Here is a 14,835-nt window from a genome sequence, read left to right on the forward strand (position 1 = left end):
AGGCGCACGACATGTGCGTGCGCCTGAGGGGGGCGCCTTTAGCCCCCCTGAAACAAACAGCAGGCGCTGAACAAGTCGCTTCGCGACTTGTTCAGCAGCCTGCTAGCCGTCGAGGAAGTCGAGCTTGGTGTCGGGCGAGGATGGCCCTGGGACGGGTCGTTGGGGAGCGATCCAGGAAGACGCCAGGGCGCCGTCTTCGTCGAGCCGGAAGTCTCCAACCTGCGCCCAGCGCAAGGACTCCGCCGGTACTGCGGTGAGAATCTCGAAGCGGTCTTCGTGAATCTCCTGCAGGCGGCCGAGGCCCTGGCAGAAGCCCTCGGAATCGATCAGGCCGAGGACGGTGCCGATTTCCGGCTCTCGGGTGAGGACCGACGAGATGTCCCAATCGCGGCCGAGAAGCTGGCGGCGGGGCAGGACTCGGACCTCGGCCGAAAGGAAGTGAGCCCGCAGGCGGCCGTCTTGCCGCTGGCGTCGATCCTCGGCGCTGCGCGGCCGGGCACTCGGCGACACCGGCAGCCGGTAGATCTGGCAGGAGTCGGAAAGGAAGTCGAGCAGCGGCTCGATCTCTTCACCTTTTTGCAGCGCGATCACCTGGCGCGCCTCGAGGGCCCGAATCGCCTGTACGGCGAGCTCGCGATGGGCTGAGCCAGCGAGGCCGGGAAGATCGACGATCAAGGTGCGAGCGTCGGCCTTGCGAGCTCGCCGCGCCAGCATGGCGAGGCCGGCGACGCTCGGCGCGCGGCGCTGATCCGGGGCGGTCGAGCCGAGAAATACCGAGGCGGCGGGGGCGATCCAGGGATTGGTCAAGGCCATGCTCAGGCATCCCGGGGCGCCGATCGCCGGCAGTCCCGAGTCGCCGTCGAGCAGCGCGATGCGGCCCAGACCGCGACGTAACTGACCGACGAAGTAGCGCGCCAGGCTGGTCTTGCCGGTGGCCGGGGTGCCGAGCACCAGGATGGTGCCGCGTTCGAGACGGCCCAGCACTTCGTGCCAGGCGCTCGCCGGGTGAATGCGCGCCGCGGAGCTCATGGCGGCAACATAGCATTGCCCTGGCCCAGGCGAGGGAGGGGATGCGGGCCGGCTCCCAAGGGTCTGGAAGCCGGCCGTCGGTGAGGGGTTAACTCAAGCGGTCAGTTCATCAGCGGCACGAAGCGATCCATCTCGGCGACCGTAGCGCCGAGGATGCGGCGTTCCACTGCCTCCTCGACATCGGCCGGATCCTCCATGCCGGCGAGCACCGCTTCACAGAGCTCCCATTCGCTCGCGCTCGCCGTCTGGGCCCGATCGAGGATGGGCTCGATGACGGCCGGGCCGATCTTGATCAGCGCGGCGGCGGCCGCGGTCAGTTCATCTTCCTCGATGAGACCGAAGAGTCGGAACTCTTCCTCGAGGCGACCGATCAGCAACGGAATGGAGCTTTCGTCCTGCAGCTCGCCCAGCAGGTTGATGGCCAAGAGGGGCCGTGAGAACGGTTGCTGACCGCGGTAGTGGGGATTGCTGGCGATGATTCGCAACTGGTTCAGGAGATCCTGTCGATCAGAGGCAGTGATCTTTCCGCTGGCGAGCGCGGCGTAGATCGTCGCGGCTCCAGAGTGCCGAATCGTCCAGTTCGATGAGACGAGCTGGCTCAGCGCCTCCGAGAGATTGAAGGGTGATTCTGCGATTCCCGGACTTGATGGGACGACACAGGCCAAGGGTGAATTCTGGACAAGTTGATTTCCCGTACCTTCCGAGCTTTCAGTCCAGTATTGACCATTGCAGAAGGTCCGTGTGCTTGCGGACCACTTCTGAATCCCACCCGCAATTTGACCGTCGACCCGCAACCATTCGTCGAAGTTCAGGCAGTTGAGCAGGGTGTATGGGCCGCCTGCGCCGGCGCAAGGCTCCGTTCCGAATCCTGGAGTGTCAATGGAGAAGAGTCCGCAACCCGGAGGACCATCGAGGACGAGATCCTCATCAACCGTGCCATCGTTGTGGTCGATGTCGTCCGAACAATTGCCTTGCGGACAATGGCCCCGCAGGGGGACGAAGGAGTCGTTCCGGATCGTTCCGATCACTCCCTGGCGGGTTCTTCTGATATCGAACTCGCAACGCAGGTTGGGATCACAAGGAGTAACCCTCGCCTTGATTTCCATGTTCTTGAACCAGCCGATGGTTCCGGGGTGAGTGGTGAATGCAACCGGACCCAGGTTCGGCATTCCGAAATGCGTCGCCGTCGTATTCAGTGCCGCATTCATCGGGTCGGTGCGCCCCGAGCCTCTCCAATTGAGATCGACATCGACGACCGATAGGTCGATCGAGCTTCGGCAGGTCGTTCCGGTGGGATCGGTGTACTCGACCTCGAGCTCGATGTCGTCGGCCGATTGGCTGACGGCGTTGCCCCGCAGGCGCACACTGTCGGTGTCTGTCGGGCCTTCGATGGCGACCCGGTTACCGCCCTGCACCACCTGCCAAGAATAGTTGCCATTGGCCGGCATGCCTTCGGCCTTGAAGCTCTGGATCTTCGAGTTGACGATACAGGCCCTGGGTTGATCGAAGGTCACCATGCAGGGCTCCATCCCACACCCTTCGCCCGGTGTTGTCGTGCCGGCGTTGGGTGTCGATATGTTGAATGGTATGAAGTATTGCGACCCGGTGAAGCTGGTGCCGCTGGCCGCCACGCCGATCGGCTGCTCGCAGCAGTCGTTTTGCTCGACCTGGGCGAAGGTCAGCCCCTCCGAGGGCGGGCCTTGCTGGGTGACCTCGGCGCAGGGCCCGCCGACGATGGTGGTGGTGTCGGTGCTTCCAGAGGTGAATTCGTCGCCGCCACCGCCGGAGCAGAAGTCGATCTGGAAGGCGAAGCCGGCGCGCCCCGGGATCTCCAGTGCCGAAGTGATGCGCAGACAGAAGATTGGGAAGCTCCAGCCGCGGAAGTCGCAGCGGAAGCGGATGACCAGATCGATGTCGAGGAAGAAGGACAGCACGAAGGACCCGATATTGACCCGGTCGCCGAGGTTGAGCCCTTGCAGCACTGTGTCGCCGATGCGACCGGTGTCCGGGTCGAAGACCACCGCCACCTGCCAGTGGAACTCGGCGAGGTCGATCGGAATGCTGCAGATGATGCCGGGGAAGATCATTCGATTGTCCCCTTCCGGAGCCACCAGAACGCGGTCCTCGCTGGGGCTGAGATCCGGGTGTAGCACCACGACGTCATCGGCGCTCGCCACCGTCAGCTCGGTGTGACGCATCGAGAAGTCCTGGAAGTAGAGGGCCGGTTGCGGACTGCCTCCGCTGCGCGGCGTGGTGATGCCCTGCTCGACGAGAAGATTGCGAGTCAACAGGGTGGTTGCGCCCTGCGCCGTGACCTCGATCGGCAGCGAGATGGTTCGCCCGGCGGGATCCCGCACCACCAGATCGAGGGGCCCGAGGGCTGCGCCTGGCAGCACCTCCATCAGGGCGTTGAGGCGGTCTTGACGGCCGTTGTCGACGCTGAAGATCCGCACCCGGCCGGAGAGGCTCGGCGACACCGTCGCGTGGCGCAGATTGCGCCCGACGATCGACAGCACGTAGGCGTTGCCCAGCATCGGCTCCGCCGGCGTCCAGGCGTCCACCAAGGGGCCGACCGGTAGCACCCGGAAGGGTTTGCCGGCTTCACCGGCGTCGTTCGACAGCAGCAGGTTGTAAAAGTCGAGGATGCGGGTGTCGGTGGCGTCCACCAGCACGCGCATCTCGGTGCCTGCCTGGTTGATGCTCTCGATGGTGGCGGTCGGGAAGACGCGATTCATCGGCTGGCTGGGGTCCGGCGAATCGCTCGGAATCGACAGGGTGGTGCCGTGGAAATTGCTGCCGGTCAAGGTGATGATGTGGGTCTCACCGTGCACGATGCTCTCCGGTTCGAGACCGAGGATCACCGGGGCTGCGCCCTGGACCGGTTCTTCGGTGACCTCGAGACCCACCATGGTCGTCCGGGTTCTGCCGCCGGATCGTCCGCTGACGGTCAGGGTGCGGGTGCCGAGCGGGGTGCTGGCGCTGGTGAAGACCTCGAGGGTGGAGGTGTCCCCCGGCTGCAGCGTTCGGGGCGTGAAGCGTGCGGTGGCGCCGGCGGGCAGGCCGGCGAGAGACAAGGTGACGTCGTCGGAGAAGCCGTTGCTCGGCTCCACCTGCACCGTGTAGAGGGTGGTTTGACCGCGCTCGACGCTGCGGCTTCCGGGCGAGGCGGCGAGGGAGAAGTCCGCTCCGCTGGTGACCACCAGTCGGCTGGTGGCGCTGCGCGAGACGCCGCCGGAGGTGGCGGTGACGGTGAAGGTGCTATCCGACAGCGGCGTGTTGGTGCTGGTGTCGAGCTTGAGCTCGGTGGTGCCGCTGCCCTGGACGGTGCTGGGGGTGAAGCGGGCGGTGGTCGCCGCCGGCAGGCCGCTGATGCTGAAGGTGACCGTGCCGGTGAAGCCGAACTGGCCCGTGATGGTGGCGGTGTAGAAGGCGTTCTGGCCGGGCAGGATGGTGCGCACCGGCGGGCCGAGGCTGAGGCCGAAGTCGGAGGTGCGGGTTTCCGCGGTGACGAAGAACTCGTAGCGCGCAATCCCTCCCACGAAGAGCTCCACCTCACTGGTGACGCTGCCGAGGGCGGCGGCATCGAAGTGCAGCCGGAAGGTCGCCGAAGCGCCCGGAGCGACGTTCGAAACTTGGTTGTCGGTCACCGAGAATCTCGCCGGATCGTTGGCGTGACGAACCAGGGCGATGGGCGCCACCGAGAGCGGCAGGTCGCCGACATTGGTCACCGTGAAGGTGCGCTCGAGGGCTTGGCCGACGCCGGTGTCGCCGAAGTCGAAGGTCGAACCCTGGGGCACCACCGCGCCGTTCTGGCGCAGCTCGATCACCGGTCCGATGGGCGTCGCGGCGGTGGCTCGGGCGTCGAATTCATAGGCCCGAATGCCGCCGACCACCAGCGAGATCTCATTGGTGACGGTGCCGGTGTCGGTGGATTCGAAGGTCAGGTCGAAGCCGCCGGTGTCACCCGGCGGAAAGACCCCGAGATCGAAGTTGCCGGCGGTGAAGCGTCCCGGATCGAGGTTGTTGCTGAGAATCGAGACCTGGGTCACGTCGATGGTCGTCACGCCGACATTGCGCAGCGTGACCCGCCAGGTCCGGTCGACCCCTTCGGGGCCGCTGCCGAAGTCGTGGAGGGTGCCGTTCGGAACCACCGTGGATTCCATTTCGAACTGGATCTGGCCGCTGGCCGGCAGGGCCGCGACGAGGAGTAGGGCGAGAAGCAAGAGCCGTCTTTTCATGGGGTGCCTTCTCCGGAGATGGACAAGCGAAGGTCGGTCCATGGTGGCCCGACCCTCGCGCGGACCGAGCCGGGCTGGCTCGGCTTCTGAGGAGAACGCGCCGAAAGCGGCTGGAGTCTCTACACGGGCTTGCTTCGGGAATCAGGCGCTGTGGGACGAAGGCACCGCTTCGCCGAGCTGCGACTCCTTGGCGAGAGCGGTTCTTCGCAGGTCGGAGAGTTTCTCGAAGGTGTCCCGATAGCGCTCGATGTGTTTCTCGAGGCGCTGGATGTAGTGGTCGCTGGTGCGGTCGACTTGGTCCTGGAAGGCGTTCGTGAAGTGGTCTTCGACCTCCGAGTAGGTGGTGTTGATTCGCCGATGAATTCGATCCAGCAGGCGCTGGATCATGCGCGCTTCGATCTCTGCCAGATCTTGGCTGGTGTCGAAGGTCAGGGTTGCAGCGGCTTTGACCTGCTCGTCGAGGCTCGGGAGTAGTTGCTTATTGGTGCTGTCGCAGATTTCGATGATCTTGTCGTGAGCCTCCTGGAGGTCCGAACGCAGGGCATCGTTCTGCTTCTTGAGGACGGATGAGAGCTGGCTTTTCGCCTTGGCCATGGCCTCGGCGATCTCTCTCGTCAGCTGGTTCCTCTGCGCCTCGTAAGTGACTTGGAGCAGGCGTTGGTAGATGGTTTTTTGGTGGAGAAGGGAGTTGAGGGCCCAGGTCGCCGCGAAGGCGGCTACCAGAACGATGGCGGCCGGGACGGCGAGCTCTTGCAGGTCCGAAGTGACAGCGTCCCAGGAGCCTACGGTGACGACGAGTTGCAGGATCGCACCAGCGATGCCCAGCGACCGCTGTCGCCCACTTTGCAAAGACTTTCCGCTTGTTCGTTTTCTTGGCGCTCGCCAGAGCGTCCTCGATGAGGTTCTGGCGGTCTCGGGCGAGCTTTCTCACACCCTCCCGGTACTCCCCGAAGATCTGGGTGGCACGAACGATGCCAGCTTTGCGCGCTGCCTGGATCCGCGCGCTGCTTTGGGCTCGCAGGGTCTTCAGCTGGCCCGAGGTCTTTCGCGAGCTGTCGATCAGAAGGTTCGAGTCCGCCTCTAGGCGGTCGCGTCTTTTCTGCCAGGTGCTCTTCTCCTGCTCGACCTCCCGCACGAAGTCAGCCGCCACGCCTTCGATCGGCTCGATGACGGACCGGAGATTCTCCTCGGAGTCGAACTGATAGGTGGGTTCCGGCGCCATCTCGGCGATCAGGAACTCATCGGTGGACCGGGGGCCGCCATCGCCGTCTGCGAAGAGGAAGTCGAGTGCTTCCTTGGTCGGTAAGTAGACAAAGTCGTTCAGGTACCTGAACGACTCGGACTTCAAGCTGGCCGAGCTTTGCCGCGTGAGCGTCGCCAGTCCATCGTAGTTGCTCTTCACGTAGGCCTTGGCCGACTCGGCCGCCATGTTGCCGTATCGCAGGATTCTCTTGATGCTCTGCGGCAGACTCAGGCTCATGTTCTCCATCAGCTCGGCATGGCGGTTGAAGATCGTTTTCTTGATGTCGGCGCCGTCGTAGTAGGCGGCGGCGCCGAGGGCTGCGTCGTCGAAGTGGCCTGCCAGGTAGAGGGCGCGCTCTTCGGAGTACTCGCCGACGAGGTCCGCGAGGGGGAGTGAGTCGAACGCATCGCGGACGAGCTCTTCGAGATCGTTGCCCTGGCCTCGGAGGTCGACCAGCTTCGCCAAGACGGCGGCGGACTCCCAGCGTGCGTCAAGGCTGCTCACGATGGCCTTGATGAGGGTCAGCTTCAGATTCTCGATGTCGGTCTCGATATCTCGCGCGTTGAAGAGCAGGGCCGGCTTCTTGAGCTCGAAGCCTTCCTTGCGGCGTCCCTGTCGGAGGTCTTCGAGGTGTCGGTTCAACAGGGTGAGCTCCGGTGCTTTATAGCCGCGGGCGAGGGCGAGGGGCTCGATGGGGCGAAGATGGGACACCTCGAGGTTCAGGGGATGTTGGGAAAGCTGGGTGTGTGCCTTGCGCGATAGGGCGCCGCCTGCGCTCGCGATGGCGGTGGACTTGAAACGCGAGACGTCGGCCTTGATGACCGTGTTGGACATCTGGCTGAGCAAACTCATCAGGCTTCTGATGTGATGCTCGGCACGCGCCACGAGCTCGCTGAAGCGCCGGTAGGCGGACCGGATCTGCTGGTCGAGCTGCTGCTGCTTCTGGCTCTTCTTGAGCTCCGAACCGAAGGTCTCCTGGACGTGGCGGAGGAGCTTCTCGGTGCGATGTCGGTACCTCGCGTCGACCAGGAAGGTATTTCCTCCGACGGCAAAATCGATGTTCTTGACCACCAGGTCCCGGGCTCGGGCTTCTTCTTCGTCTCGGCAGTCGCGTTGCTCGAGCTTCTTGCGGGCAGCCTTCAGGTCGTCGGCGAAGCGCTGCAGGTCGAGGGTCGACCAGTCGAGCTGCTCGGTGTACTGATCGGCGCCGGTGACCACGAAAATTGTCGGAGTCTCGGGAAAATACCGAATCTTCACGGCGAGTGCCTCGACGGAGAGGGCGTCCAGCACCTCGGTGGGCTTGAACAGAAACAGCATGACGTCGGCGGCGCTCAGGAGATTGCTGATTCCTCGCTCGGTGAAGGCTTCCCAGCCGGTGCCCGGGGTGTCGATGAAGTTGAGCTCCTGGAAGAAGGGGTGGTCGACGGTGGTGACATCCAGGTTTTTGCTTTCCTGAAAGTGCCCGGAATCGCCCGAGTGGGTGATGTAGGTGAAGCGTGTGTCGACGCTGGTCGCACCCACCTGCCGGCGCAGCTCTTCCGGCGGCTCGCCGGCGAAAATGTGGTGGAAGAAGGCGTTGAGCAAGGACGACTTACCGCTGCTGTACTTCCCGATCACACCGACCAGGGTTGGGATCTCGATCCGCTTCGAGATGTTGTCGAGGGTCACCCTCAGGTCTGTGAGCCCTTGGAAGATGCGGCGCTTCTCCTCGAAGGCTTCCGCCGACTTCAGGGAGATTCCCAGGCGCGGCGAGGGGGTTCTCTGGAGATCGGGAAAGTCTTCGATTGCCTGGACGGAGGAGCGGATGAGCTCGAGCAGGTCATTGATTGCGGCGTGATGCGCCTGTGAACTGTGCATTGGAGGAGCTCCCGGGATGGACTTGGCGCCTGGGCGCTGGCGAGGTTCGCCAGCTCGGCGGGCAGAGGGTCCGAATTATTTTCGAGTCGACGACGCGATATTTCGAGCTTACTGTATATGCGATGGCGAGTGCCGGTCCGAGGTGTGAGCCCTACGCGACAGGGCCGACGCCCTAGGAGCGGGCCCTGGCCAACGCCTGGTAAGATCCGATTTGGACGCATCGGAGTATGCAGCGAGCCAGGAGGCTCGGGGGCCTCGCATCCTCACCGCGCGATCACGCAACGCGGAGACCACATGAAACGCAGAGAATTTCTCAAGTTGGGATTGGGGAGCGCTGCCGCCTTTTCGCTCTCCGGGCTGACCCTCGCCAAAGTGCGGCCGCGGGTCGGCGCGGCCACCATCAACGTCACCCTGGTGGCGGAGGCCTACACCAAGAACCTGATCGACGGCGGCACCGTCACCTGCTGGCGCTTTCGCGACGCCGCCGGCGGCGGGCCGGGCAATTTGGCCTCGGGGCTGATGGCCGAGGTCGGCGATACCGTCAACGTCACCGTCACCAACAACCTCGACCGCGCCATCAACTTCGTCGTGCCGGGGCTGCTCACCGGCACTGCCACGGTGGCGGCCAGCAGCTCACGGCTTTACAGCTTCACGGCGAGCGCCGCCGGCAGCTTCCTCTACCGTGACGACAACACCGCCGGCATCGCCACCGCCATGGGCCTCTCCGGGCCGCTGGTGGTCATGCCCGCCGGCATCACCGACCGGCTCTACCCCGGGGCGCCGGTCTTCGATCAGCAGTACACCCTGGTGATGCAGGACATCGACGACCGCCTCAACGCGGCCGTCGCCGCCGGCGGCTCGTACAACCTCGACAACTACGAGCCCAACTACTTCTTCTTGAACGGGCTGAGCTTCCCGGACACCAAGAACGACGCCGAGACCATGCTGATGATCACCACCGGCGAGGACGTCGCCATTCGCTTCATCAACGGCGGCACCATCTCGAGCCCGATGCACTTCCACGGCTACCACGTCGACGTCGCCACCCGCGACCGCGTGATCGAGACGGCGGTGATCGAGAAGGACACCGTGCTGGTGCGCGTCGACGAGTGTGTCGACGTCATGCTCAACGTCAGCCAGGCGGGCGCCTTCCCGCTCCACACCCACTATGTTCCCGGCGTGACCGCGAACGGCGTCTACACCAACCCGGTGGGCGGCGCCCTGACCATGATGATGGCGAGCGATCCATGAGAACTTTCGAATTCCTCGGCCCCAACATCGTTTCCCTGGGTGTGGTGATGAGCGGCATGCAGCAGATGGACGACGGCACCAACCTCGGCACCTGGTACTTCCGCGAGGGCAGCGGCCTCGGCTTCAACAACGATCGCACCGTGCCCTGTCCGGTGATCGAAGCCGTCGAAGGGCAGACGGTGAGCGTCACCCTGGCCTCGAACCGTCCTCACACCATCCACTTCCACGGCCTCGACGTCGACCAGGCCAACGACGGCGTCGGCCCGACCTCGGGCTACGTCGCGGCGGTGGTGCCGGGCGACGACTTCGGCCGCGTCAACGGCTACACCCGGCTGGTGTCGCCCTTCACCTACACCTTCACCGCGCCCCACGCCGGCACCTACATGTACCACTGCCATGTCGACACCGTGCTGCACATCGAGCGCGGCATGATCGGCACCGTCATCGTGCGTCCGCCGGACGGCTCCACCGACACCGTGTGGAACGGCGGGCCGACCTTCGACAAGGAATACGTCTGGCACCTGCACACCTTCGACAGCGCCTGGCACAGCATCCAGATCAGCGACTCGAACACCGTGCGCCACAGCCCCGATTACTTCCTGATCAACGGCAAAGACGGCAATCAGATCGACGCCGATCCGGCCAGCGCCATCGCCGCCGGGGCCGGCGACCGGGTGCTCATCCGGGCCACCAACGTCGGTTACCAGCCGGCCCTGGTCAAGCTCGGCGGCCTGGCCTTCGACGTCGTCGCCAGCGACGGTCGGCCCCTGGCCTCCACCCTCGCCGGCGTCACCGAGCAATGGGTCGCCCCGGGCGAGCGCTACGACCTCATCCTCACCATGCCGGCCTCGGCCAACGCCACCGCCATGGTCGAGTACTGGGACCCGCGCATCGCCAACATCCTCGGCACCGCCACCGCCCCGGTGGTCGAAGACCCCACCCTCTTCGCCGACGGCTTCGAAACCGGCAACACCAGCCGCTGGTCGAACACCGTGGAGTAGGGCGCTAGAGAAGGCGCGCGGCTCGCGGAGCTGCGTTGCCCTGGTGGTCGTAGGACGAACGGCCCATCGCTTCGGCGGTGGGCCGTTTTCTTTTCGGGGATTATTCCTATCCTTCCGGTGAGCCGTAGTCGTTGACTTGAGCTTCGCAGTTATCTACTCTGGAAAAATGCTCGAGATCGACCTCCAGAAAGCCGAGGCCCGGCTCTCCCAACTCCTCGAGCGGGTTGCTGGCGGCGAAGAGATCCTCATCACCCGCGAAGGCGAGCCTGTAGCGCGGCTGATTCCACCGACGCCGCGCCTGCTCGGCCGCGACGTCGGTCTCTACGAAGTTCCCGAGGACTTCAATGCTCCTATGCCCGAGGAAGAGCTGCAACGGTTCGAGGTCTGAGGTCCGACTCGGCTCAGCCCATCGAAGGCCCCGCCGTCTCTGCTGAGTCGACCAAGGCTTGCGAAAATCGAGTCTCCTGATTGAAGGGAACCGAGCCGACTCCATCAGTTGCAGCGGAAGAAGCCGCGGCTCATCTGAAACTTGATGCTCTGCGGATTGGGGCGGCCGCCGATGGTGTCGGCGACGTTCATGCCGAAGCCTTCCCAGCTAGCGCAGAAGCCGAAGCTGGTGCCGCCGGGGCAGTTGCAGCTGCCGCTGGCGCAGTGGTTGTTGTGGTGGCAGTAGGCGCCGGCGGCGCCGGTGCCGTCGTTGGGGGCGCAGCGGCCGCCGGAGCCGGTCCAGAAGTCGAGCTGGCCGACTTTGCCCTTGTCGGCGCAGTGGCCGGAGTTGCAGTTCTCGTTCTTGGTGCAGTCGTTGCCGTTGTCGCGGCGATCGGTGCAGGTGCCGGAGCCGCCGGAGCGCCAGTTGTTGCAGAAGCTGTCCGGCCCGCGCAGGCCGTTGTCGCAGCCACAGCGGCCGCTGCGACAGTGGTTGTCGTGGTGGCAGTACTCATTGGCCAGGCCGGTGAAATCCATCGGCGCACAACGACGGCCGTCGGCACAGTAGCCGGACTGGCACTCGCTGCTCTGGGCACACAGGGCGCCGTTGGTCTTGCTGCCGCGCACCGGATTTGACTGGCAGGCGGCGGTGGTGAAGAGGACGAAAAGGACGAGTAGGGACAGCAACGCCAGCTTGGCGGAAAGTTGATTCATGGTTTCCTCCCGAATCGATGTGAGTTCTGAAAGTACTGACCTCACAGGCGATGACCGATCGGGAAGCGTTACTCGCCCCCGGCACTCGGATCCAACGTGCCGGGGGCGACGATCCGACGTTTCCTCGGGGAGTCACGGCGGCTCCCAGCGAAGAAGCGAGGGTTACTGGGGTCCTAGTAAGAGGGTGGGAAGCCGCCCGAGCACGAGGTACAGCTCGGAGGGCACCAGCCTGCGGTGTAGGTGCAGCCGCCGCCACCGGAACCGGAGCCGAGCGGGCCTTCCCGCAGGCCCTCGAAACCTTCGACGGCTCCTTCCGTTTCGCGGGTCGATTCGTTGCCCGAGCTCGGTGGCTCGAGGGCGGTTTCGAATTCCGCCCGCCGCTCGTTGGCGAGGGCCGTCACGGTGTTCTGCCAGGCGTTGGCTTCCGAGCGCATTTCGGCCGTCATCGGCACGCCGCCAGCCTCCTTGAAGGCTTCTGAGCGTTGGACTTCAGAGATCGTCTCGCCGAGATAGATCGATCCCTGGGATTCCGAAATGATCGCCGTTGCGGTGAAGATCGCCACGGCGGCGAGGAGGAGGGTACCGAGTTGTTTGGGTCTCATGCTGTGTTTCTCCTCGTGGGCTGGGTTGAAAGGACCAAGAGCTCCCGGCCCACAGTCAGGAGATCTGGTATGTAATTGCTTACGGATTATTCTGTAACTAGTTACGCATTGATTCGCCGAAGGTTTCTCCGCGAGGTTCGCCTCGGGTGGAGTCAAGGCGCTTGGACGGCTGGAAGGGCTACTGCGAAAGGCCCTGCAGGAGCTTAGAGGCAGCGCCGGATTGGCGCCGAACTTGGATTCGAAAGGGGAGGAAGCGTTGCCTTCGAGCGGTTTCCGGCTCTTGGGAGGAAAGGTCAGCGAGGAGGGGCGAAGGGGAGCGCTTCGGCACCCTCCTCGGTCGCCAACTGGGCTAGATAATGCCCATCCGGCTCAAGGGAGGCAGAAGCAGGGAGGCCCAGCTTCCGGTGTAGACCAACATCAACAAAAAGACTCCGACATAGGCCAGGCGCAGTCGGTGGTTTTCTTTCGGGACGTGCGCGATCGCCATGATGATCAGCAGCCAGCCGAAGCCGATGACGGTGGCAACGGAGTAGGTGGTGACGGCGAAGAGCAGCAGGAGTGCGTGGCGCCAGACCACCGGTGGTCCCCAGCGAGCCGGTAGGAGGAAGATCAGCCCGATCAGCCCCTCGATGCCAATGGTCCACCAGGTGAGGAAGGTCGCCGTGGCGTCGAGCCGTGGCGTGCTGGCGAGCTGCACTTGCTCGATGATGCGTTGATCACGAGTTCCCACCAGTAAGGTTTTCTCGAGGCGATCGTTGCGATAGAAGTCCTCCGGATCGAGACCGCCCACGGCCTCCGCGACGCTGCCGAATCGGCCGTCCGTGAGCAGGGTGTGACGGAAGAAGCTGCCGTCGAGATAGTCCGGCGAGATGATCTTCCAAAAGGTTGCAAACACCATGCATAGGCCGATCAGCAGGCGGGCATTGTTCGCCAGCAGGCTGCGCTGCCGTTCGGTACCGCGGTGAAAGAAGATGATCGTCAGGACAAGCGTCCAATAGGTCATCAAATACTTGTGATTGTCGATCACGTACCAGTTCTGATAGTTGCTCGCGACCAGGAAGCAAGTGGCGAGAAACCAGAAGACTCCGCTGCGATAGATCGGCCGGTAGAGCAGCGCACCGATACACAGGACGCGCAAGGGAACGGTGAGATACCAATAGTTGCCGGCATAGAGGATCAGCAGGATCAGGGTCAGCCGGGGGGCGAGGTCGAGGGGGTCGATGTTGCGCAGGTCCTTCTCGGCGCGGAGAGCGAAGTCCTTAACGGCTTGCCACATGGATCGCCTCCTCGTCGTCCTGCGGCAACTCGAACTGGGCGCTGAGCCAGCGCTCGGAACGCAGGGTGTGGGTGTCGCCCTCGAAGGTCATGCGCCAGAGCTCGGCACGGGCCGATCGAAGGCCGAGGAAGGCTTCTTCCGGAGGCTCGGGCTCGCCCGACTGCAGCAAGCGGACTCGCGGTTGGTCGATGGGGCGCAGGGACTCTTTGGCGATTCCCGAAGGATCGAAGGTGCCGGCTCTCGGGGGTAGGGTGTCCGCCCCAGCGATCGAGGATTCCGACAAGCGAGCAATCGGATCGTAGTCCGCCCACAGCCACTGCGAGGTGGCGGTGGCTTCCGCGACTTTTTCGAGCAGGGGTTGGGATGGGATCACCTGCAGGCGCCGGATGGCGCTGCTGGCGAGGCCCGGAATCGGGACCTCGAGGTCGAGGCCGTCTTCGGTGACGATGAAGGTTCGCACGTAGCGCGCTCCAGGACTGTCGACGGTGCAAAACATCCCGAAACCACCACCCTTCCAGGGGCTCTGGCGGTAGGCGTGGGCGCGATAAATCTGTAAGAAAGCGATCGCGATCAACAGGATGGGGGCTATGTAACCAACCAGGGATCGGAGTTGGATCTTCATGGAGTGCTCCCGAGGTCAGTAAAAACGTGCCCGGCCCGCGGGCCGGACACGACGATGTCGATCAGGAATCAGTAAGCCGGCGGGAAGCCTCCGCTGCAGGACATGCAGCTCGGCGGGCACCAGCCACCCGAGTAGTTGCAGCCGCCGCCGCCACCGCCACCGGTGTTCAGCGGACCCTCACGCAACTCCTCGAAGCCACCGATGGCGTTCTCCGATTCGCGCTCCGACTCGGTGCCGTGGGTCGGCGGCTCGATGAACTCCTCGAATTCCTGGCGGAACTCGTTGCCCGGGTTGGTGAACTCGCGCTGCCACTCGGTGGCCTCGCGACGCACCTCGGTGCTCATCGGATTGCCGCCGGCCTCGATGAACTCTTCGGTGTTTTGCGTTTCCCGAATCTTCTCGCCGAGACTCCCGAACGCTTGCACGTCGCTGGTGACGGCGACGAAGGCGAAAATCGCCCCCGCTGCGAGGAGAAGTACTAGGAACTTGCTTCGACTCATGGTGCTGTTCTCCTCGTGGACCGGTGCCGTGAAAAATCACCCGGCAGCGTCGGTCCACGAAAGGCCGCCCCCGGGT

The 14,835-nt window shown here is 64.2% G+C and carries 12 protein-coding genes; 3 read left to right on the forward strand and 9 right to left on the reverse strand.

Features of this window, described 5'->3' with window-relative positions; translation table 11 throughout:
* Positions 1 to 102: 102 nt before the first annotated feature.
* The 4 genes from AAF604_10720 to AAF604_10735 form a co-directional block, all read right to left on the reverse strand.
* Positions 103 to 1,029 (reverse strand): Clp1/GlmU family protein, encoded by a 927-nt coding sequence (locus AAF604_10720; GenBank protein ID MEM7050127.1) that lies wholly within the window; start codon positions 1,027 to 1,029, stop codon positions 103 to 105.
* Between the two features lie 101 nt (positions 1,030 to 1,130).
* Entirely contained in the window at positions 1,131 to 5,267 is a 4,137-nt protein-coding gene (locus AAF604_10725; protein MEM7050128.1) for a choice-of-anchor D domain-containing protein, read from the reverse strand.
* Between the two features lie 141 nt (positions 5,268 to 5,408).
* Positions 5,409 to 5,861, reverse strand: a complete 453-nt coding sequence (locus tag AAF604_10730) for a hypothetical protein (protein ID MEM7050129.1) — start codon at positions 5,859 to 5,861, stop codon at positions 5,409 to 5,411.
* Positions 5,746 to 8,367, reverse strand: a complete 2,622-nt coding sequence (locus AAF604_10735; protein MEM7050130.1) for a GTPase domain-containing protein — start codon at positions 8,365 to 8,367, stop codon at positions 5,746 to 5,748. Before AAF604_10735 ends, AAF604_10730 begins: the two co-directional genes overlap by 116 nt.
* Before the next feature lie 294 nt (positions 8,368 to 8,661).
* On the opposite strand from AAF604_10735, the gene AAF604_10740 reads away from it, so the two are divergent.
* The 3 genes from AAF604_10740 (at position 8,662) to AAF604_10750 (ending at position 11,007) form a co-directional block, all read left to right on the forward strand.
* Positions 8,662 to 9,618: a multicopper oxidase domain-containing protein gene (locus AAF604_10740; protein MEM7050131.1), complete on the forward strand. Its 957-nt coding sequence runs from the start codon at positions 8,662 to 8,664 to the stop codon at positions 9,616 to 9,618.
* On the forward strand, positions 9,615 to 10,619 hold the full coding sequence (locus AAF604_10745) for a multicopper oxidase domain-containing protein (protein ID MEM7050132.1): 1,005 nt from the start codon (positions 9,615 to 9,617) through the stop codon (positions 10,617 to 10,619). The genes AAF604_10740 and AAF604_10745 overlap by 4 nt, the downstream gene beginning before the upstream one ends.
* Positions 10,620 to 10,785: 166 nt before the next feature.
* Positions 10,786 to 11,007, forward strand: a complete 222-nt coding sequence (locus tag AAF604_10750) for a type II toxin-antitoxin system prevent-host-death family antitoxin (protein MEM7050133.1) — start codon at positions 10,786 to 10,788, stop codon at positions 11,005 to 11,007.
* A gap of 104 nt (positions 11,008 to 11,111) precedes the next feature.
* Here AAF604_10750 and AAF604_10755 read toward each other — a convergent pair whose 3' ends face one another.
* The 5 genes from AAF604_10755 to AAF604_10775 all read right to left on the reverse strand — a co-directional run bounded on the left by AAF604_10755 (position 11,112) and on the right by AAF604_10775 (position 14,759).
* On the reverse strand, positions 11,112 to 11,759 hold the full coding sequence (locus AAF604_10755; protein MEM7050134.1) for a hypothetical protein: 648 nt from the start codon (positions 11,757 to 11,759) through the stop codon (positions 11,112 to 11,114).
* 173 nt (positions 11,760 to 11,932) lie between these two features.
* Positions 11,933 to 12,361, reverse strand: coding sequence for a hypothetical protein (locus AAF604_10760; GenBank protein MEM7050135.1), 429 nt, complete (start codon positions 12,359 to 12,361; stop codon positions 11,933 to 11,935).
* 349 nt (positions 12,362 to 12,710) lie between these two features.
* Entirely contained in the window at positions 12,711 to 13,637 is a 927-nt protein-coding gene (locus AAF604_10765; protein MEM7050136.1) for a hypothetical protein, read from the reverse strand.
* On the reverse strand, positions 13,621 to 14,259 hold the full coding sequence (locus AAF604_10770) for a hypothetical protein (GenBank protein MEM7050137.1): 639 nt from the start codon (positions 14,257 to 14,259) through the stop codon (positions 13,621 to 13,623). Before AAF604_10770 ends, AAF604_10765 begins: the two co-directional genes overlap by 17 nt.
* A gap of 68 nt (positions 14,260 to 14,327) precedes the next feature.
* A complete protein-coding gene (locus AAF604_10775; protein MEM7050138.1) occupies positions 14,328 to 14,759 on the reverse strand; it encodes a hypothetical protein in 432 nt (143 codons plus the stop codon).
* Between the last annotated feature and the right edge of the window lie 76 nt (positions 14,760 to 14,835).

This window comes from Acidobacteriota bacterium, from assembly GCA_039028635.1.
Classification (GTDB): domain Bacteria; phylum Acidobacteriota; class Thermoanaerobaculia; order Multivoradales; family JBCCEF01; genus JBCCEF01.